This is a genomic window from Streptomyces sp. TLI_171 (assembly GCF_003610255.1).
In the GTDB taxonomy this organism is placed as follows: Bacteria; Actinomycetota; Actinomycetes; order Streptomycetales; family Streptomycetaceae; genus Kitasatospora.
On record NZ_RAPS01000001.1, the window covers coordinates 1,029,398 to 1,048,771 of the forward strand.

17 protein-coding genes are annotated in these 19,374 nt (G+C 75.1%); 4 read left to right on the forward strand and 13 right to left on the reverse strand.

The genetic code is table 11. From position 1 onward, the window contains the following. Window positions 1-35 precede the first annotated feature (35 nt). Window positions 36-692 carry a VanZ family protein gene (locus BX266_RS04750; protein WP_099897665.1) on the reverse strand — a complete coding sequence of 219 codons (657 nt, stop codon included), beginning with the start codon at window positions 690-692 and terminating at the stop codon, window positions 36-38. 178 nt (window positions 693-870) lie between these two features. On the opposite strand from BX266_RS04750, the gene BX266_RS04755 reads away from it, so the two are divergent. Then, window positions 871-2,730 (forward strand): hypothetical protein, encoded by a 1,860-nt coding sequence (locus BX266_RS04755; RefSeq protein WP_099897666.1) that lies wholly within the window; start codon window positions 871-873, stop codon window positions 2,728-2,730. 34 nt (window positions 2,731-2,764) lie between these two features. On the opposite strand, the gene BX266_RS04760 is transcribed toward BX266_RS04755, so the two are convergent. The 4 genes from BX266_RS04760 to BX266_RS04775 all read right to left on the reverse strand — a co-directional run bounded on the left by BX266_RS04760 (window position 2,765) and on the right by BX266_RS04775 (window position 5,887). Further along, complete coding sequence (locus BX266_RS04760; RefSeq protein ID WP_099897667.1) at window positions 2,765-3,502, reverse strand: DUF6159 family protein; 738 nt, start codon at window positions 3,500-3,502, stop codon at window positions 2,765-2,767. 66 nt (window positions 3,503-3,568) lie between these two features. Next, complete coding sequence (locus tag BX266_RS04765) at window positions 3,569-4,576, reverse strand: NADP-dependent oxidoreductase (protein WP_180290380.1); 1,008 nt, start codon at window positions 4,574-4,576, stop codon at window positions 3,569-3,571. Window positions 4,577-4,691: 115 nt separating this feature from the next. Then, on the reverse strand, window positions 4,692-5,225 hold the full coding sequence (locus tag BX266_RS04770; protein WP_099897668.1) for a DUF3291 domain-containing protein: 534 nt from the start codon (window positions 5,223-5,225) through the stop codon (window positions 4,692-4,694). 32 nt (window positions 5,226-5,257) lie between these two features. Next, window positions 5,258-5,887 carry a metalloregulator ArsR/SmtB family transcription factor gene (locus BX266_RS04775; RefSeq protein WP_099897669.1) on the reverse strand — a complete coding sequence of 210 codons (630 nt, stop codon included), beginning with the start codon at window positions 5,885-5,887 and terminating at the stop codon, window positions 5,258-5,260. Window positions 5,888-6,082: 195 nt separating this feature from the next. Between BX266_RS04775 and BX266_RS04780 the strand changes: the two genes are divergently transcribed. Further along, the gene (locus BX266_RS04780) at window positions 6,083-6,334 is read left to right on the forward strand and encodes a hypothetical protein (protein WP_259464544.1); all 252 of its coding nucleotides are present in this window, start codon (window positions 6,083-6,085) and stop codon (window positions 6,332-6,334) included. A 205-nt stretch (window positions 6,335-6,539) separates the two neighbouring features. Here the strand turns inward: BX266_RS04780 and BX266_RS04785 are convergent, their stop codons facing one another. After that, a complete protein-coding gene (locus BX266_RS04785; RefSeq protein WP_099897670.1) occupies window positions 6,540-7,880 on the reverse strand; it encodes an NAD(P)/FAD-dependent oxidoreductase in 1,341 nt (446 codons plus the stop codon). A 169-nt stretch (window positions 7,881-8,049) separates the two neighbouring features. Here BX266_RS04785 and BX266_RS04790 point away from each other — a divergent pair, with 169 nt between their 5' ends. After that, window positions 8,050-9,807 (forward strand): sodium:proton antiporter, encoded by a 1,758-nt coding sequence (locus tag BX266_RS04790; RefSeq protein WP_099897671.1) that lies wholly within the window; start codon window positions 8,050-8,052, stop codon window positions 9,805-9,807. Between the two features lie 129 nt (window positions 9,808-9,936). Here BX266_RS04790 and BX266_RS04795 read toward each other — a convergent pair whose 3' ends face one another. The 7 genes from BX266_RS04795 to BX266_RS04825 all read right to left on the reverse strand — a co-directional run bounded on the left by BX266_RS04795 (window position 9,937) and on the right by BX266_RS04825 (window position 18,192). Beyond that, window positions 9,937-10,623 carry a TetR/AcrR family transcriptional regulator gene (locus tag BX266_RS04795; RefSeq protein WP_099897672.1) on the reverse strand — a complete coding sequence of 229 codons (687 nt, stop codon included), beginning with the start codon at window positions 10,621-10,623 and terminating at the stop codon, window positions 9,937-9,939. Between the two features lie 61 nt (window positions 10,624-10,684). Next, the gene (locus tag BX266_RS04800) at window positions 10,685-11,845 is read right to left on the reverse strand and encodes an NAD(P)/FAD-dependent oxidoreductase (protein WP_099897673.1); all 1,161 of its coding nucleotides are present in this window, start codon (window positions 11,843-11,845) and stop codon (window positions 10,685-10,687) included. A gap of 119 nt (window positions 11,846-11,964) precedes the next feature. Beyond that, window positions 11,965-12,435, reverse strand: a complete 471-nt coding sequence (locus BX266_RS04805) for an NUDIX domain-containing protein (protein WP_099897674.1) — start codon at window positions 12,433-12,435, stop codon at window positions 11,965-11,967. Between the two features lie 165 nt (window positions 12,436-12,600). After that, complete coding sequence (locus BX266_RS04810) at window positions 12,601-14,820, reverse strand: NADP-dependent isocitrate dehydrogenase (RefSeq protein WP_099897675.1); 2,220 nt, start codon at window positions 14,818-14,820, stop codon at window positions 12,601-12,603. 111 nt (window positions 14,821-14,931) lie between these two features. Further along, the gene (locus BX266_RS04815; protein ID WP_099897676.1) at window positions 14,932-15,357 is read right to left on the reverse strand and encodes a DUF732 domain-containing protein; all 426 of its coding nucleotides are present in this window, start codon (window positions 15,355-15,357) and stop codon (window positions 14,932-14,934) included. Between the two features lie 138 nt (window positions 15,358-15,495). Beyond that, window positions 15,496-16,965 carry an SDR family oxidoreductase gene (locus tag BX266_RS04820; RefSeq protein ID WP_099897677.1) on the reverse strand — a complete coding sequence of 490 codons (1,470 nt, stop codon included), beginning with the start codon at window positions 16,963-16,965 and terminating at the stop codon, window positions 15,496-15,498. Window positions 16,966-17,535: 570 nt separating this feature from the next. Beyond that, window positions 17,536-18,192 (reverse strand): pyridoxamine 5'-phosphate oxidase family protein, encoded by a 657-nt coding sequence (locus BX266_RS04825; RefSeq protein WP_259464545.1) that lies wholly within the window; start codon window positions 18,190-18,192, stop codon window positions 17,536-17,538. Window positions 18,193-18,471: 279 nt separating this feature from the next. On the opposite strand from BX266_RS04825, the gene BX266_RS04830 reads away from it, so the two are divergent. Then, a complete protein-coding gene (locus BX266_RS04830; RefSeq protein WP_099897678.1) occupies window positions 18,472-19,335 on the forward strand; it encodes a universal stress protein in 864 nt (287 codons plus the stop codon). Window positions 19,336-19,374: the final 39 nt, after the last annotated feature.

Below are 19,374 nucleotides of genomic sequence, written 5' to 3' on the forward strand. Positions count from 1 at the left end.
CCGGCCCGCCCCGGTACGCCGGGGCGGGCCGCGGTTCATCCGCTGCGCCACCAGCGGCGCGAGGCCAGGCCCGCCAGCAGGGCGCCGGTGGCGTTGACCAGGACGTCGTCCACGGAGGAGACCCGGTCGAGCCGGAGCACGTACTGCGCGGTCTCCACCAGGACCGAGCAGCCCGCGCCGAGGGCCAGCACGCGCGGCACGGTGGCGAGCGCGGCGAACCGGATCGGGGCGAAGAAGGCCGGCGCCGCGAAGATCACCAGATTGCCGGCGATCCCGAGCGCCCCCATCGTCTCCAGGTCCCGGAACGGCACCAGGCTCACCCGCTCGGGCACCGTGCCCGCCCCGCCGCCGGGCATCATGGTCAGCCACACCAGCGGCACCGTCCCGTGCACCATCCCCACCTCGGCCAGCGACCGCCGCCACGCTCCCGCCACCCCGGCCGCCCGCCGGCGGTGGGCCAGGGCCGCGGCCACCAGCAGCGCCGGCGGCACCGTCGCCAGTCCGACGAACACCACCCCGTTGAAGGTGTCCAGGCAGCCGTGCCACCGCCCGGCCGTGCACCGCGGCGCGGACATCATCAGCGGCCGCCGCAGCACGAACGCCGCACCCCCGGCCCCCAGGACCACCAGGCTCAGCAGCAGGATCCGGCCGATCCGGCGGGGCGGTGCGGGCAGCGACAGTTCATCGTTCATCCGCCCAGTCAAGAGCAGTGTCCGTTGCAGCGGCGTATCGGGTTCTCGACACGCGCGCGACAGGCCGGCGGGCAGCGCGCCGGCCCGCCCGGGTCCCACCAATGGCGCAACCATCCGATGATCCACTCGTTGGTCCAGCCGACGGAGAGGGCATCCACCCGACGGTTTGGAGCGGCCGATGGAACTCAGGACACTGCCTCGGCCCCGGCTGGCCGTTCCGGGTTCCGGCCTCGGTCAACTCGGCTCCGCCGAGGCTGCGTTGGTGCGGCACTACCGGAGGCTGGCGTGTCTGGCGTACCTGACGCTGCCGGCCGGACGGGGGCGGCACGCGCGGGTGATGGCGGCGCACGCGGCCGTGCAGCGGTCCCTGCCGGCGAGGTTCGCGCGCACGGGCCGGGGTACCGCGGAGGACGAGGACGGGTACGCGGCGGCGCGGGTGCGGGTGCTGCGGGCGGCCCTGCGGCGGCGCGCGGCGGGCGGGCTGCCGCGCGCGTGGGGGGTGCGGCTGTTCACCCCGTCGACCGATGCGGACGCCGAGCTCGACGCGCGCCTGGCGACGCTGCCCGCGGCGGCCCGGGCCGGGTTCGCACTGCAGGCACTGGACGGTCTGGACCGGGCGGCCGCGGCCGCAGTACTGGCCGCGGCCGGGGTGCCCACCCCGCTGGACTCGGCCCGACTGGGCGCCGAACTGCTCACCGAAATGGACGAGTTGGGCTGGCCCGAGGGGGACCTTCCGCCCGGGTACGACGCCTGCACGGTGCATCTGCAGCCCGGCGATCTGCTGCGCCGCCGCCGGCTGACCGTGGCCCTCGCGGCCGCCACCGCCGCCGCGCTCGCCGCCGCGGCCCTTCCCTTCCTGCCGTCCCCCGCGCCCGGCGCCGGCCGGTCTCCCGCCGCTGCCGCGCCCGCGCCCGCGCGTCGGGCCGACGACCTGTGGCGGCACACCGCCCGGCTGAGCCTCGCCGTCTGGCCCGCCCGCGGCGACCTGGTCGACGACACCGCCCTGGTGGCGCGCGCCGTGACGGCCTGGCAGCAGGCGGGCGCCGACACCGCCGCCGAGCCGGGCAGCACGCCCGCCCCGCCCGCCGGGACGCCCCAACTCCTTTACGCGGGGCGGCTGGACGGGACACCGGTGGTCCTGCTGACGGACGGGACGCGCCTGGCCCGGTACACCGATGCGGCGGCCGGCCCGGCGCTGGTCCTGGCCGCCGCGGAGGACAGCGACGTGACGGCGGGCGCCGCGGTGGTGCTGCAACGGGGGGCGGGTGGGGCCCGGTTCCTGCTGGCGCCGTGGGTGGCCCGGGCGGCGACCCGGCAGCTCGACCGTCCGAACGACGCCGAGCGCCCGCTGGCGGTCGGCGGCGGGGTGACCGACCCGGTGCCGGGGGCCGCGGCCGGGGGCTGCCCGGGGCCGGTGCTGCAGTTGCGGTCGGATCCGGTGGTGGCGGAGCAGCACGCGTTCCTGCTGGCCGACCTGGGCGGGCTGGTGCCCGCGCACCTCTCGTACACGCCGCCGCCGGACGGCTCCGGACCGGCCCGGCCGCCGCGCGAGGCGGTGGGCGCGCAGGCCCTGCGGCGGTGGGCGGCCGGTGCCTGCGAGGTGCCCGAATCCGGTCCGGGCGTGCGGCAGTTGAATCTGTGGGAGTTCGCCGACCAGAGCCTGCCGCAGAACGCGGGCGAGCTGGCCTGGGCGTGTCTGCGGGCCGATCACTGGGACGGCTCCGGCAGCGCCGCCTCGGCGGTGCTGCCGCCGAACGGGGCCCGCGCGGTCCGGCTGGCCCGGGCGGAGGGGCGGGCCTGCAGCCGCTACGAGCAGGACACCGTCGCCCAGTACCGGTGGCGGGCGCCGAACGGCGCCGAGTACCTGCTGGTCGCCGCCAGCCGTCAGGTCACCCGCCTGGCGGTGACCACGGCCAAGCGGCGCCTGGACCAGCCCGTCTCCGTCACCCGGACCCTGGCCGTCGACAACCCCGGCCCCGGCCCGGTCACCGTCGAGGCGACCACCGCCTCCGGCGTCCGCCTGCAGCCGCTCGGCTGAGCGACGGCCCGCAGGCCCAGCGCGGTCCGCGAGCTCAGCGGGCGGCCCGGTACAGCAGGGTGCGGAAGATCCCGGACAGGGTCGCGCCGACCAGCAGCGCGGCGCCGAGCAGCAGCGCGGCGAACGCGCCGGCCGCGATCGCGGGGCCGGGCCGGTTCGACTCGATGCCGAGCATGACCGCGACCAGGCCGAGCAGGAGGGCGAGCGCCAGCGGGGCGGCGATCCACAGCGAGCCGTAGATCTGCCGGGAGAAGGTGCTGCGGACCGTTCGGGCGGAGCGCCGGGCGGCTTCCCGGATCGGCAGGTCGTCGAGGACCAGGCCGGGCAGCACCAGGTAGGTCGCCACCGACCAGCTCACGCCGAGCACGGTGTCCAGCAGCTCGCCGACGCCGGGCAGCCGGTCGAGCTGCCGGACGGCGACCAGCACCGTACTGCTGAGCAGGCTCCACCCGAGCAGCTTGCGCCAACTGCCGAGCACGACAGCGAGGTTGGCCCCGAACGGGACGGGCCTGCCGTCCAGCGCCGCGGCGGCCGCCCGGGTCAGCGCGGCGCTGCAGGCGGTGAGCACGAAGCCGAGCGCCAGGTAGCCGAGGACGAGCGCGGCCAACGCGACACCACCGGCCGCGCCCGCCACGCCGTACAGCAGCGCGGGCGCCGCGGCGGCGACGCCGATCGCCGCCGTCAGCGCGCCGCCGAGCAGCGGGAAGGCCGTCAGTCCGCGGTGCCGCCACAGCACGCCCCAGGACGCCCGCACCGGATGGGCCTCGCTCATCGCCCTGCCACTCCCCTCGTCACCACCGGAGCGACAGGGTACCGGCCCGGTCGCCGCCCTCCGGGGTCAGGGCAGTCGGAGCACCAGCTTGCCGGTGTTCGCGCCGCTGAACAGCATCTGGAAGGTGTCGGGGAAGGCGTCGAGGCCGCCTTCGACCACGTGCTCGCGGGCGGTGAGGCGGCCGTCGGCGATCCAGCCGGCCATCTCCTTGGCGGCCTCCCGGTAGCGGGCGGCGTGGTCGAACACCACGAAGCCCTCCATCCGGGCCCGGCGGACCAGCAGCGAGAGGTAGTTGGACGGGCCCTGCACCGGCCGCTCGTTGTTGTACTGGCTGATCGCGCCGCACACCACGACCCGGGCGTGCATGGCCAGCCGGGTGAGCGCGGCGTCCAGGATCTCGCCGCCGACGTTGTCGAAGTACACGTCGATGCCGTCGGGGGTGTGGGCCCGCAGCGCGCGGCGGACGTCCTCGGTGCGGTAGTCGATGGCCGCGTCGAAGCCCAACTCACCGGTCAGCCAGGCGCACTTGTCCGGTCCGCCGGCGATGCCGACCACCCGGCAGCCCTTCAGTTTGGCGATCTGGCCGACCAGGCTGCCGACCGCGCCGGCCGCGCCGGAGACCACGACGGTCTCGCCCTCGCGGAGCGCACCGACCTCCAGCAGGCCGAAGTACGCCGTCATGCCGGGCATGCCGAGCGCACCGAGGTAGGTGGGCAGCGGGGCGATCGCCGGGTCGACCTTGTGCACGCCGCGGCCGTCGGACAGCGCGTACTCCTGCACGCCGAACGTGCCGGTCACGAACTCGCCGACCTGGAAGCCGGGGTGGGCCGATTCGACCACCTCGACCACCGAACCGGCCCGCATCACGTCGCCGATCCCCACCGGCGGCAGGTAGGAGGGGCGGTCGTCCAGCCAGCCGCGCATCGCCGGGTCCAGCGACAGGTAGCGGGTGCGGCCGAGGAACGACCCCTCCGGCACCTCGCCGACCGGCTCCTCGACCAGTGCCCAGTCCTCCGGCTGTACGGAGCCGACGGGGCGGCGGGCGAGACGGATCTGACGGTTCGTGGCCGACATGGCGCGCTCCTGCGGGGACGACGTTCACGTGGACGGGTGCGGGAGCCGCCGGTGCTCGGGGGATGGACCGGCGGCCCCGCTCACCCGGAGTCTAAGCAAGCGCTTAGTCACTTGGCTAGTGGCCACCGCCCCGGGGCGAGGCGGGCCCGGCGGTCGCGGTTGAGGCCGGGGCCGGGGCCGGAGTCGAGGCGGGGACCGGGGGCGGGAAGGCGCGGCTGCGGAAGGTGAACGCCTCCGGGCCGGGACCGTGGGCCTCGACCAGCGCCACCTTCTCCATCGCCTCCGCCACCGTCGGGCGGTGCCCTTCCGGAACCCACCACAGCGCCTGGTGCGCACCGGTGGGCCGCTCGAACCAGTCGCGGCGGCGGGCCAGCACCTGCAGGTGGTCACTGCGGTAGACGTAGTCCCAGAGCGCCTCGACCGACTCCCAGACCGAGCAGTTGATCTGCAGCAGGTGGTCGTCGGGGTCGGGATGGGTTCCGGTGGCGTCGGCGCCGCCCTCGTCGACCAGGCGCCAGACGAAGCCGGGGCTGCGGTCGGCCAGTTCGTTGATCTCCGCGAGCCGGCCGACGAAACCGGCGAGCTGCGGGCTGTCCAGCGGCGCGACCAGGCGGCCGACGTTGACCTGTGCGAGGTGATAGCCAGTCATGGTCCCAGCATGGACCGGCCGCTGTTCTATCGTCAATGATTTTTGTTTTTAGAGAGGGCGACGCAGCAGCCCCCCGCGCACGGGCTCATCTCCGCGGCCCACTCCTCCCCCGCCAGCCCCTCCAGCAGCGCCAGGTTCATCCCGCAGAGCAGCGCGGGGAACTCCTGCGCCAGCGCGTGGAACGGGCAGTTGTGCAGCCGCAGCACCTCGCCGTCCCACCCCGGCTGGTAGCCGCGCTCCGCGAGCACCCGCTCCAGGTCGCCGCCCGACCCGGTTGCGCCCGCGGCCTTCGCCGCCGCCTGCAGCTCCCGGTCCAGCCCGGCCCGTTCGACCACCTCGGCGAGCAGCCGTCCGGCCCCGTCGTACGCCCGCGGCGGCACCGAGACCGCGAACTCGCCCTCCGCGCGCCGGTACACCTTCGCCGGCCGCCCGGCCCCCGGGCCGGTGCGCCCCGACAGCCTCCGGTAGCCGACCGTCAGCAGCCCGGCCTCCACCAGCTTGTCGAGGTGGAACGCCGCCAGCGACCGGGAGATCCCGGCCGCCTCCGCCGCCGCGTCCCGCCCCACCTCCTCCGGGGCCGCCGCCACGTGCCGGTACAGGAGGCGGCGCACCGGGTCGGCGAGCACGCCCAGCGCCTCGTACGAGGAGTCGTCAGCAGTCATCCGCCGAGTCTAGGAGCACCGGTCGGCCGCGCCTCGACCCGGTGCGAACGAGCCGTCCGGGAACGCGGATGCGCCACGCGCCCGGATTGCCCTCCACGAGTTTCTACACCTCTGTAGAGTGACCTTGCCCGGGCACCGGCCGGGCCGCGGGCGCCCGCGCCCGCCACCCGCCGACCGGACCCAAGGAGGCCCGCAGTGCTCCCTTCGCAGCTGCAGACCGACCCCGCCTGGTCCCCGCCGGAACAGGACGTCCACCCGGCCTACCAGCCCGTCGAAGTCCGCCTCGACGAGCCCGACACCTGGGCGCTCGGCCGGATCAACGCCTGGTGGCACGACCCCGAGGGCCACCCCTGGTGCCGCCTGCGCGTCCTCGGCGCGGTCACCGAACCGCACTGGCGCCGCTACGACCCCGAGCACATCCTGCTGCTCCCCACCAACGGCACCTGACCCGCGCCGGCGACGCCTCGGCCCGAACGACGACCGCCGGCCGATCGGTCCCGGTGGTGACGTGGCGTCAGCGGCGGGTGCCGGGCGACGCGGAAGCCGCAGGAGGGGCAGAACGGGGTGCCGTGGGTCTCGGCCTCGTTGAGCCCGCGCTGCTGGGCGGCCATCGCTTCGGCGGCGGTACCGACGTGGCCGCCCGGTGCGCGGGTCAGCCTCCGAACAGGACCGGCCGCAGGACGGCGGGCCGGAACAGGGTGCTGGGCGGTTCGACCATCGCGGCGACCCGCTGGAACGCGGCGGCGACCTGGCCGTCGGTGGTGGCGCGGGCCAGGATCCGGTCCAGGAAGCGGTGTTGCACGCGGACCAGGGCGCCGGAGGGGCCGCCGGTGGTGCCGGCGAAGCGGACGTCCTCGCTGGAGGACATCATCCAGGGGTTCTTGGTCAGCCCGGCGATGGCCTGCCGGGTCTCCCGGACGGCGGCGTGGCCGAGGTCGCCGTGCTGCCGGACGGCCTCGCGCAGGGCGCGGGCGGCGAGCGCGGTGACGGTCATGCCCTGCCCGTAGACCGGGTTGAAGGTGCAGGAGGCGTCGCCGAGGGCCAGGAAGCCGTGCGGGGCGGTGCGTTCGTAGTGCCGCCAGACGCTCGGTCCGGGGACGAACCCGCGGGCGGGGCCCGCCGGTTCGGCGTCGACGATGGCCTCCGCGATGGCGGGATCGCGGAGTTGGCCGAGCTGCTTCTCGAACTCCTCGGGCTGGAGGGAGGGTTCGAAGCCGCGCATGCCGCCGGTCCCGACGATCCAGCGGTCGCCCTCGACGGGCAGCAGGACGCCGAAGCGGCCCTGCTGCGGGGCCCGGCTCTGCACGTACAGGGCGGTGGAGTCGGCGCCGGGCGGGCGGTGGTAGAAGCGGGTGGCGTAGGCCACTCCGGCGTCGACCCGTTCGCGCGGGACGGCGGGCGCCCCGAGGACGCTCAGCCACTTCGCCGCCCGGGTCCCGCGGCCGGCCGCGTCGATCACCAACTCGGCGGCTATCTCCCGCACCTGGTGGCTGCTCTCGCTGCCGCGGTCGCGCACCTGGACGCCGGTGACGGCGTGTCGGCCGCCGAGCAGGCCGACCACCTCGGTGCCGGTGAGGATCTCGATCGTCGGCTCGGTGCGGACCCGGTCCAGCACCACGTGGTCGATCACCGGGCGGCTGCAGGTCAGCACCGCCAACTCGCTCTCGTACGGGGCGAGCCAGCCCGCGGCGGTGAGCCAGCGCAGGCCCGCGGAGACCGGGACCCGGGTGGCGCCCGCGGCGAGCAGTTCGGCGACCGCGCCGGGCATCAGTTCCTCGATGGTGCGGTGCCCGGCCTCCAGCAGCAGGTGCCCGTGCCGGGCCTGCGGGACGCCGGGGCGGAAGTCGGCGCGTTCCGGGTACCGGTCGCGTTCGATCACCACCACCCGTTCCGCCACGCCGCGCAGCGCCCAGGCCGCCAGACACCCGGCCAGTCCGCCGCCGATCACCACCGCCGTGCCGCGGCCGTCGACCGCCCTCCCCGCAGGACTCATGACCCGTACAGTAAGGGACGCGGCGCGCACCGTCACCGGAACGCGGCACTTCGGCCGGCAGCTACCGGCCGGAAACGGCCAGGCGCCCGCCGGGGGCCGCTGGGCCGAACGGGGGACCCGTCGGGCGCGTGGCGTGCCGGACGGTCAGTTTCCGTCATGGGATGGAAATATGACCTCTGAGCAGATTCTGATCGGGGCCGGGCTGACCGTGGTGCTCGCGGTGGCGTCCCAGCTCCTGGCCTCGCGACTGCGCATCCCGGCGATCATCGTGCTGCTGCCGGTCGGCTTCGCCGCGGGCGCGATCACGGACGACATCCACCCGGACAACCTGATCGGCCCGGCGTTCTCCCCGCTCGTCTCGCTCGCCGTCGCGGTCATCCTGTACGACGCCGGACTCGGCCTGGACCTGCGCAAGTTGACCGGTCACACCCGGCAGGCGGTGGTGCGGCTGGTGTGGATCGGCACCCTGGTCACCGCGCCCGCGGCGGCGTTCCTCGCCGCCCCGCTGATCGGGGTGTCCGGGGAGGCGGCGGCGATGCTCGGCGCGATCCTGGTGGTGTCCGGACCGACCGTGGTCGGCCCGCTGCTGAACTTCGTCCGCCCGACCGAGCGGCTGCAGCGGATCCTGGTCTGGGAGGGGTCGCTGATCGATCCGGTCGGCGGCATCCTCGGCGCACTGGTCTTCCACATCCTGGTCAGCCAGCAGCACCACGCCCTGGGCGCGGGCCTGCTCGGCTTCGGCGCCAGCGTCGGCGTCGGTCTGCTCGGCGGGTTGGTCGGCGCGGCCCTGCTGTGGTGGCTGCTGGTGCGCCTGCGACTCGGCGAAGTGCTCGGCACCAACGCCCAGTTGGCGACCGTGGTGGGCATCGCGGCGGCCTGCGACGCGCTCCGCGACGACACCGGGCTGATCGCCGCGATCGTGATGGGCGTGGTGGTCGCCACCGTCCCGGCCTTCGACCTGCCCGCCCGCCACAACTTCTTCGAGACGCTGGTCGCGCTGATCGTCGGGGTGCTGTTCATCTCGATCTCCTCCACCGTCACCTGGTCCTCGGTGCGGCCGGTGCTGCTGCCCGCGCTCGGCCTCACCGCGTTCCTGGTCGTGGTGGTGCGGCCGCTGGTGGCGGCGCTGTCCACGGTCCGCACCGACCTCGGCGAGGGCGAGCGGGCGTTCCTCGGCTGGATGGCGCCGCGCGGCATCGTCGCCGCGTCCACCGCCACCACCTTCGCCGCCGGGCTGGCCAACGCCGGCATCGGCGGCGCCGAGAAGATCCTGCCGACCACCTTCCTGGTGATCGTCGCCACCGTCACCCTGTACGGCCTGACGGCCGTTCCGGTGGCCCGGCTGCTGCGGGTGATGCGGCCGGCCAGGTCCCGCCCGCTGCTGGTCGGCGGCGACCCGTGGACGGTGGAACTCGCCGAGGTGCTCCGCTCGGCCGGCCTCGACGTGCTGCTCTGGGCCGGCCGCAACGAGCAGCGGGCCCGGATCTCCGCCGCCGGGCTGGAACTCGCCGAGGGCGAACTGCTGGCCGTCGCGACCGGCGAGGGCGCCGAGCAGGAGGGCGTCACCGCCGTCTACCTGCTCACCGCCGAGGACGAGTTCAACGCGCTGGCGGCGTCCGTGCTGCACGACGAGGCCGACCTGCCGGTCTTCCGGCTGCCGGCCGCCGCGCCCGGCGCCGGCGTGGTGGCCGACGCCCCCGCCTCGACGATCCTCCCGGCCGCTCTCACCGGACCGGAACTCGCCCGCCGCCACACCGCCGGCGCCCGCATCCTGCGCCGGCCCGCCGTCGGCGAACTCCCGCCCGGCCACGACCTGTTGTTCACCCTCGACCGGGCCGGCCGGCTGCGCCCCGCCACCCTCGCCGGCGACCCGACCGCCCCCACCGAGATCACCGAACGCATCGTGCTCGGCCCCGCACTGCCCTGACGACCCGTCAGCACAACGTTCCCGAGCGGCCGGCCACCGGCGGCACGGCGTTCGGGCCATGCCGCCGACCACCGGCCGGGTCGTCAACGCGAGGTCGTTCCGCGATGCCGCCGGACACCGGCCGGGCCGTCAGCGCGGCGTTCCCGCAACGCCGTTGACCACCATCCGGAACGTCCAGGCCAGCCGGTCCTCCGGCGGACCGGACACCAGGTCCTCGGCCGTCGCCGCCACTCGCGGGTACCGGGCCGGGTCCGCCTCGCGCACGGCGCGGACCATCGCGCCGTGCTCGGCCTCCGCCTGCGCGCCGGTGCGCGCGGAGTGCTCGGCGGCGGTGGCGGTGGCGACCTGCAGCAGCGTGTCCACGCCCCAGGCGGCCTGGCCGGGCGGCACGCCACCCTGGTCCAGCAGGGCCAGCAGGCTCTCCACCAGGGCCAGGTAGTGCGGGCCGGCAGGCCGGGCCAGCAGCGCGGAGTGGGCCAGCGCCGGGTGCTCGTACAGCACCTCGGTGTAGGAGGTCAGGACGGCGGCGAGCCGCTCCCGCCAGTCCCGGTCCCGCTCGGCGGCCGGGCCCAGGTCGACGGTGCCGAGGTGGTGCTCCAGGATCGCGGCGTGCAGCTCGGCGGTATTGGCCACGTACACGTACAGCGAGGCCGGGCCGGTGTCGAGCTCCTGCGCGAGGCGGCGCATGGTGACCCGCTGCAGTCCCTCCGCCTCCATCAGGCGGACCGCCGCGGCCACGATCCCCCGGTGGGAGAGCGCGGGCTTGGCGGGCCGCTCGCGTCGGCTGCGCGGGGCGGGCTCGGTGCTGTCGTCCATGGTCACCAACCTAGTCGACGGGCTCCCGGCCCTCGGCCCGCAGCTCGGCCCCGCCGGCGGCTCAGGCGTGCTCGCCGCGGGCGCCGTCCTCCGGCCCGTGCCCCGCGAACATCGCCAGCAGCCCGCCGATCGGGTCGGGGCCGAACATCAGCTCCAGGCTCTCCCCGGACTCCCTCGCCGACGCCGCCGCCCGCTCGAACATCGTCCGCTCGTACGCCTGCAGCGCGGCCTCGGGGTTCCCGGGATGCGCCGCCAGGGCCAGCCCCAACTCCGCGCCGTCGTGCATCGCGAGGTTGGCGCCCTCGCCCGCGAACGGCGACATCAGGTGCGCGGCGTCGCCCAGCAGCGTCACGCCCGCGGTCCGCTCCCAGCGGTGCCCGACCGGCAGCGCGTGGATCCGACGCAGCGTCAACTCCCCGTCGGCGTCCGCCAGCAGACCCCGCAGCGCCTCGTCCCAGTCGGCGAACGCGGCCAGCGCACCGGCCCTGATGCCGCTCTGCTCCGCGCCGTCCAGCCAGTCCTGGCCGGCCCGCACCGCCGCGTAGACGTGGACGCTGCCGTCGGACTCCAGGTGCGCGAGGAACCCGCGGCCGTCCCCGAGCGCCATGAACATCCCGCCGCCGATCACCTCGGCGGAGCGCGGGTGGCGGTGGGCCGCGTCGTGCAGGTCGGCCTCGACGAAGGAGATGCCGGTGTACGCGGGGCTCGCCGTCGAGAGCAGCGGGCGCACCTTCGACCAGGCGCCGTCGGCGCCGATCAGCAGGTCGGTGGTGATCGCGCTGCCGTCGGCGAACTCGACCCGGTGCCGGCCGTCGCCGAGCGCCTGCACGCCGACCGCCTTCCGCCCCCAGTGCACGGTCCCCCCGGGCAGCGACTCCAGCAGCAGCGTCCGCAGGTCGCCGCGGTCGATCTCGGGCCGGCCGCCGGCGCCGTCGTCCTCCTGCTCGAGGTGGACCGTGCCGTCCGGGCCGAGCACCCGCAGGGCCTGCCCGCCGGGGTGGATCAGCTTCTCGAACTGCTCGTACAGGCCGGCCTCCTTCAGTGCGAGCTGCCCGGAGTCGTGGTGGATGTCGAGCATGCCGCCCTGGGTCCGCGCGTCCGCGTTCGGCTCCAGGTCGAAGATCGCGGCGGGGATGCCGTGGACGTGCAGGACGCGGGCGAGCGTGAGGCCGCCGAGGCCCCCGCCGATGATCGCGAGGGGGTGGTGGGTGCTGGTGGTCATGGCGTGCTCCTCTGCTCGGTCCGTCTCCCCTCCACCGTAACGAACATGTTCGTCACGAACAAGTTCGTTCGGTCTCGGCTTCCCGGAGGCGGCCGCCCCCGCGGCCGCCGGCGGGCGGGTCAGCCCAGGGCGAACCAGGGGGACGGGGCGTCGGCGAGGGCCTTCTCCAGCAGCATGGCGTCGTTGTGCGAGAGCTCGGGCAGCGCGTCCAGCGGGAACCACTCCACGGCGAGCGACTCCTCGTCGTTCACCCGGGCCTCGCCGCCGATCGGGCGGCACCGGAAGGCGATGTCGAGGTACTGGACCTGGTCGCCGTTGGCGCAGGCGAACGCGGGCAGGGTGTGGACGCTGGTGATCCGCTCGGGGCGGACGGTGACACCCGTCTCCTCCAGCACCTCGCGGACCACGGTGTCGGCGGGCTGCTCGCCGGGCTCCACGATGCCGTGCAACAGGGACCAACGCCCGTTGTCCGACCGGCGGTTGAGCAGGATCAGGCCGTCCTCCACGACCACCGCGGTGATGCCGGACAGCCAGAGCGGGTCGTGGCCGACGTGGGCGCGCAGGTCCAGGATGAATTGCGGCGTGGGCATACCGTGCACCCTAGGCAGCGGCCGGGACGGGGATCAACCACCGCCGTCCCGTGTCCGCGCCGCGAGAACCTCCGCGGGGCGAGAACCTCCGCGGCCGGGAACGCGGAACGCCGCCGCGGAAGCCCCGGACGGGGTCCCGCGACGGCGTCAGCTGCTGACGGTGCGTCAGGCGAGCGCGGCGATGGCGTCGTTGAAGGTCTTCGACGGGCGCATCACGGCGGCGGCCTTGGCCGGGTCGGGCTGGTAGTAGCCGCCGAGCTCGGCGGACTGGCCCTGGACGGCGATCAGCTCGTCGACGATGGTCTGCTCCTGCTCGGCCAGGGTCTGGGCGAGCGGGGCGAACGCGGCGGCGAGCGCGGCGTCCTCGGTCTGGGCGGCCAGCTCCTGGGCCCAGTAGAGGGCCAGGTAGAAGTGGCTGCCGCGGTTGTCGATGCCGCCGAGGCGGCGCGACGGCGACTTGTCCTCGTTGAGGAAGGTGCCGGTGGCGCGGTCCAGGGTGTCCGCGAGGACCTGCGCGCGGGGGTTGCCGGCGGTGGTGGCGAGGTGCTCGAAGGAGGCGGCCAGCGCGAAGAACTCGCCGAGCGAGTCCCAGCGCAGGTAGTTCTCCTTGACCAGCTGCTGGACGTGCTTCGGGGCGGAGCCGCCGGCGCCGGTCTCGAACAGGCCGCCGCCCGCCATCAGCGGGACGACCGACAGCATCTTGGCGCTGGTGCCCAGCTCCAGGATCGGGAACAGGTCGGTCAGGTAGTCGCGCAGCACGTTGCCGGTGACCGAGATGGTGTTCTCGCCGCGGCGGATGCGCTCCAGCGAGAGCTTGGTGGCCTCGACCGGGGAGAGGATCTGGATGTCCAGGCCCTCGGTGTCGTGCTCGGGGAGGTACTTGTTCACCTTCTCGATCAGCACGGCGTCGTGGGCGCGGTCGGCGTCCAGCCAGAAGACCGCCGGGTCGCCGGTGGCGCGGGCGCGGGTGACGGCCAGCTTGACCCAGTCCTGGATCGGCAGGTCCTTGGTCTGGCAGGCGCGGAAGACGTCGCCGGCCTGGACGGACTGCTCGAGGACCGTCTCGCCGTTCGCGTCCACCAGGCGGACGGTGCCCGCGGCGGCGATCTCGAAGGTCTTGTCGTGGCTGCCGTACTCCTCGGCGGCCTGGGCCATCAGGCCGACGTTCGGGACCGAGCCGATGGTGGCCGGGTCGAGGGCGCCGTTGGCGCGGCAGTCGTCGATGGTGGCCTGGTAGACGCCCGCGTAGGAGCTGTCCGGGATGACGGCGAGGGTGTCGGCCTCCTGGCCGTCCGGGCCCCACATGTGGCCGGAGGTGCGGATCATGGCCGGCATCGAGGCGTCCACGATGACGTCGCTGGGGACGTGCAGGTTGGTGATGCCCTTGTCCGAGTCGACCATGGCGAGCGCCGGGCCGTCCGCGAGCTCGGCGTCGAAGGACGCCTTGATCTCGGCGCCGTTGGGGAGCTTGTCCAGGCCGGCCAGGATGCCGCCGAGGCCGTTGTTCGGGTTCAGACCGGCGGCGGCCAGGTCGGCGCCGAACGCGGCGAAGGTCTTCGGGAAGAAGGCGCGGACCACGTGGCCGAACAGGATCGGGTCGGAGACCTTCATCATGGTGGCCTTGAGGTGCACCGAGAACAGCACGCCCTCGGCCTTGGCTCGGGCGACCTGCGCGGCCAGGAACTCGTTGAGCGCGGCGGCGCGCATCACGGAGGCGTCGACGACCTCGCCGGCCAGCACCGGGACCTTCTCGCGCAGCACGGTGACGGCGCCGTCCTCGGCGACCAGCTCGATGCGCAGCGCGCCGTCGGCGCCGATCACGGTCGACTTCTCGGTGGAGCGGAAGTCGTTGACGCCCATGGTGGCGACGTTGGTCTTGGAGTCGGCCGACCAGGCGCCCATCCGGTGCGGGTGGGTCTTGGCGTAGTTCTTCACCGACAGCGGGGCGCGGCGGTCCGAGTTGCCCTCGCGCAGCACCGGGTTGACCGCGGAGCCCTTGACCTTGTCGTAGCGGGCGCGGATGTCGCGCTCCTCGTCGGTCTTCGGCTCGTCCGGGTACTCCGGCAGCGCGTAGCCCTGGGCCTGCAGCTCGGCGATGGCGGCCTTGAGCTGCGGGATGGACGCCGAGATGTTCGGCAGCTTGATGATGTTGGCGCCGGGGGTCTTGGCCAGCTCGCCGAGCTCGGTGAGGGCGTCCGCGATGCGCTGGTCCTCCTGGAGGAACTCCGGGAAGACGGCGATGATCCGACCGGCCAGCGAGATGTCGCGGGTCTCCACGCTCACACCGGCGGTGGAGGCGTAAGCCTGGACGACCGGCAGGAACGAGTACGTGGCGAGGGCGGGGGCCTCGTCCGTGTGGGTGTAGATGATGGTCGAGTCAGTCACCGTAGCTCCAGCTTCCACGTCTGCAACGTCTTGACGTCAAGATATCTCGACTCGGGGGCATCTCCGCAACCAACCCCCCGCGCGCCGCCTCCCCGACCGCACCGGACCGGGCTACCGGCCGAGCCCGGGGTGGCCGCTGCCCGCCCAGGCGACCACCTCGTCGTTCAGCGCCGGACACAGGCTGAGGCCGGCGGCGATCACGATCCGACTCGCCTGCACGTCGCGGTAGCCCTGCTCCACGACCCAGCGCGCGGCGTCCGCCACGGGCGTGCCGGCGGTCACCCTGGTGCACCAGGCGTCGCCCACCGCCACCAGCTCCGCGTCCGACCGGCCGTCGAGTTCGTGGTCCACGTCCAGCAGGCGCAGACCCAGGTAGCCCTCCTCGCTGCGCTGCGGCACTTCGGTCGACTTCGGTTCCGGCGTGGGCAGCGCCGGCTCGCCGAGCGACGGGGCGGGCGGCAGCACCTGCTTCGGCGAATCGGCGGCGGGCGCCGGACCGGGCGTCCCGGTGCTCGTCGTGCAGCCCGCGACGGCCATCAGAAGGACGGTCAGCAGGGCGGCGCGGGGGCCGGTTCCGGCCGTGGCAGGGTTCCCCTCTCGAATGATCGAAAGCCGGATTCTGCCAGCCGCCCGGACACCGTGCATGCGGGTTCCCGTGCGGTCCGCGGGCAGCCGTCAGCGGTTCTCCGCGCGGGCGGCGAGGTTGCGGGCCATGCCGCCGAAGACGACGGCGTGGAAGGGGGCCACCGACCACCAGTAGGCGTGGCCGGCCAGGCCGTGCGGGTGGAAGAGGGCGCGCTGGCGGTAGAGCGCGCCGGTGCCGTCGGGGGTGACGGTCAGTTCCAGCCAGGCGAGGCCGGGCAGTCGCATCTCGGCGCGCAGCCGCAGCAGGTGGCCGGGCTCGATCTCCTCGACCCGCCAGAAGTCCAGCGAGTCGCCGACCCGCAGCCGGCCGGGCGAGCGCCGTCCGCGGCGCAGGCCGACGCCGCCGGCCATCCGGTCGAGCAGGCCGCGGACCGTCCAGGCGAGCGGGAAGGAGTACCAGCCGTTGGTGCCGCCGATGCCCTCGACGACCCGCCACAGGGCGTCCGGCGGGGCGGCCACGCGACGCTCGCGGACGTCCTGGTACAGGCTGCCGCCGGCCCAGTCGGGGTCGGTGGGCAGCGGGTCGCTGGGCGCGCCGGGCGGCGTGGCGGAGGACCAGCGGGTGGTGACCTCGTCGTCGCGGACCCGGCGCAGTGCGAGCGCGACGGCCGAGTCGAAGCCGACCGCGCCGCCGGGCGGGTCGGGGATCCACCGCGTCAGGTCCCGTTCGGAGCAGACCACTTCGTGGCGCAGCGACTCGACCAGCGGCCGGGCGAGTCCGCTCGGCACCGGGGTGACCAGCCCGACCCAGTGCGAGGACAGGCCGGGCGTGAGCACCGGGACGGGGAGGATCAGCCGCCGGTGCAGGCCCGCCAGCCGGGCGTAGCGCTGCATCATCTCGCGGTAGGTGAGCACCTCCGGCCCGCCGATGTCGAACACCCGGTCGGTCTCGGGGATGTCGGGCAGTCCGGCGGCGCCGACCAGCAGCCGCAGCACGTCGCGGACGGCGATCGGCTGGATCCGGGTGTCCACCCACCGCGGGGTGACCATCGCGGGCAGCCGTTCGGTCAGGTAGCGCAGCATCTCGAACGAGGCCGAGCCCGACCCGATCACCACGGCGGCCCGCAGCTCGGTGACCGCCACGCCGCCTTCGCGCAGCGCCCGGCCGGTGGCGGCCCGTGAGCGCAGGTGCGGCGAGAGCTCGCGCTCCGGCACCCCGCGCGGGACGAGCCCGCCGAGGTAGACGATCCGCCGGACGCCCGCGCGGGCCGCGGCTCGCCCGAACGCGCGGGCGGCGTCCCGGTCGACCGCTTCGAAGTCGGCCCCCTTGCCCAGCGAGTGCACCAGGTAGTAGGCGACGTCGACGCCGTCGAACGCGCCGTCCAGGGTCGGCGGGCGGGTGACGTCCCCGGCGACGACCTCCACCGCGCCCCGCCACGGGTGGTCGCGCAGCCGGGCCGGGTCTCGCACCAGGCAGCGCACCTGCATCCCGGACGCCAGCAGTTCGGGCACCAGTCGCCCGCCGAGGTACCCGGTCGCCCCGGTCACCAGACATCGCACCGTCCACGACCTCCTCGCTCCCCCCGGACCGGCGGTCGGCCTCTCCCCCGGGCATTCGTCACCGCCGGGGGAACGGATGGTTCCCCGTGCTCAGGGTGTCAGGTCGAGCCCGAGCGGGCCGCCGGAGCGCGGGCGCACCCGGCGGAGCGTCACCGGGGTGGCCCCGCCGCCGCCACCTGAACGAGCGTCCGCCGTGGGCCGGTCGGGTGCGGGTGCACGCATTGCCGGGCCGCTGTCGACGCATTGCCAACTCCCGGCCGGACATCTGAACTAGCTTGGCTCGCAAGGGGGGAACCTCATGCAGCGCGGGGCGCGACCGTCGACATCGCGCCCGGCCGGCGCGGCCCGCGTCCCGATGTGGAGGGACGCTCCGCCAGGCGTGGGGACCACGGGACGGATCGCCGGGCCCGTCCGGACGGTGGCCGCCGACCCGATCGCATCTCCCCGGGGCGCGATCCGGTTCGGCGTCGGCCGCGAACCCTGTGCCCCGGGTCCGCGCCGTATGTGAGAACGGCGCCGGGCCCGGGGCCGGACCCGTTCCGCCGGAACCGCGTCGGCGGTCCCGCGGGGTCAGCGCCCGGCGGAGCCGATGCTCCGTCCGGTGACGCTGGTGGGCGTCAGCCGCACCCAGCGGCCGTGCGCGGGCGGCTGCGGGAGCTCGGCCAGCAGGGCGGGCTCGGTGACGTACTCCAGCGGGCCGATCATCAGCACGCTCCAGCCCTGCCCGAGTTCCCGGTCGGCGCGGTCCACCTCGAACGCGGCGTCGCCGCCCGCGCCGGGCGCGAGCACGCCGTCGGGGTCGGTGCGGTAGAGCACGCCGTGGCCGTGCACCAGGTAGCCGACGGGCCGCACCACGGGGCCGTCCGGGCCGGTGCGGGCGATCCGGCCCAGGCCGTTGGCGCCCAGGCGGCGCCAGCACTCGGCCACCGTCAGCTCGCCGAGCACGGGCGGCCCGACCAGCGCGGGGCCGTCCTCGCGGGCCGCCCGCTCGGCGGGCCGGCCGGCGACCAGCTCCTCGTACTCCAGGCCGAGGACGGCGGCCAGGCGCAGCAGCGCCGGCGGGTCGAACTCGCGGCCGAGTTCCAGCACGCGGCGCAGGTAGGTGAGCGACATGCCGGCTCGCGCCGCCACCTGCACCTCGGTGAGTCCGAGGTCGGCGAGGCGCTCCGCGAAGCGGCGGGCGAGCGCCGTCGCCGGCGCCGGCGTGGTGGCATGGTCGATGGTCACTTCGATCACCTCCCGTGAGGGCCGACCGGCCGTCTCTTTCGTCCGGTTCGTCCGGTCCGTGTCCTTCCAGGGTGCGCCCCGGAGGGTCCGTCGCGGCAGGGGCCTTGGGCCCGATCCGGATGCCCGCGGTCCGGATCGGGGTGGAGAATCGGGACCAACGGCCCTGTCCGGTCGGGTCCGCGGGCCCTGTCCGCCCTGCGCGGGCGGGGAGAAGAGTGGTCGTGACCCCAGGAGCGGGCGACGAGGCCCGCGGGGACCCGAACAGGGAAAGGCTTCGCCATGACTCGTCCCGTTCTCGCCGCCGTCGACGCGTCCGTCCGGAGCCGGGCCGCCGCGCACTGGGCCGCCCAGGAGGCGGGCCGACGGGGAGCGCCGCTGCGGCTGCTGCACGCCCGGCCGTTCCTGGGACGCAAGGCGAACGACCTGGTCAAGATCGAGGACCTGGAGGCGTCCGCGCAGAGCATGCTGGGCGACGTGGTCCAGGAGCTGGCCGCCGCGTACCCGGGCGTCGCGGTCTCCGCCGAGCTGGTGCCGGACGCCGCGATCGACGGACTGGCGGAGGCTGCCGAGCAGGGGCAGCTGCTGGTGATCGGCACCCGGGGCCTGGGCGGGTTCCGCGGGCTGCTGGTGGGCTCGGTGAGCCTGGGCGTGGCGGGCCGGTCGGCCACCCCGGTGGTGCTGGTCCGCGAGGGCCGGCCGGAGCTGCCGTCGCACGAACCGGAGGTGACCGTCGGCTTCGACGCGCTCGAACCGGCGGACTCCGTCCTGGAGTTCGCGTTCGAGGAGGCGCAGCTGCGCGGCGCCAGGGTGCGTGTGGTGCACGGCTGGGAGCTGCCGCCGACGTACGGCTACGCGGGCTGGATCCCGGTGGAGTCCGAGCGCGAGGAGCTGGGCGCGCTGGCCGTCGGCATGGTCGCGGAGGCGGTCGCGCCGTGGCGGGCGAAGTACCCGCGCACCCTGGTCCTGGAGGACGTCCGCACCGGCGGCGGCGCGGCCGCGCTGGTCGAGGCCTCCGCGCAGTCCGACCTGGTGGTGGTCGGCCGCCGCCACCGCACCCTGGGCCTGGGCACCCGGCTCGGCTCGGTCGCCCACGCGGTGATCCACCACGCGCAGTCGCCGGTCGCGGTCGTCCCGCACGACTGACGGCCCCTCACCCCGGGCCCGCCGCTGTCGTACCCGTGC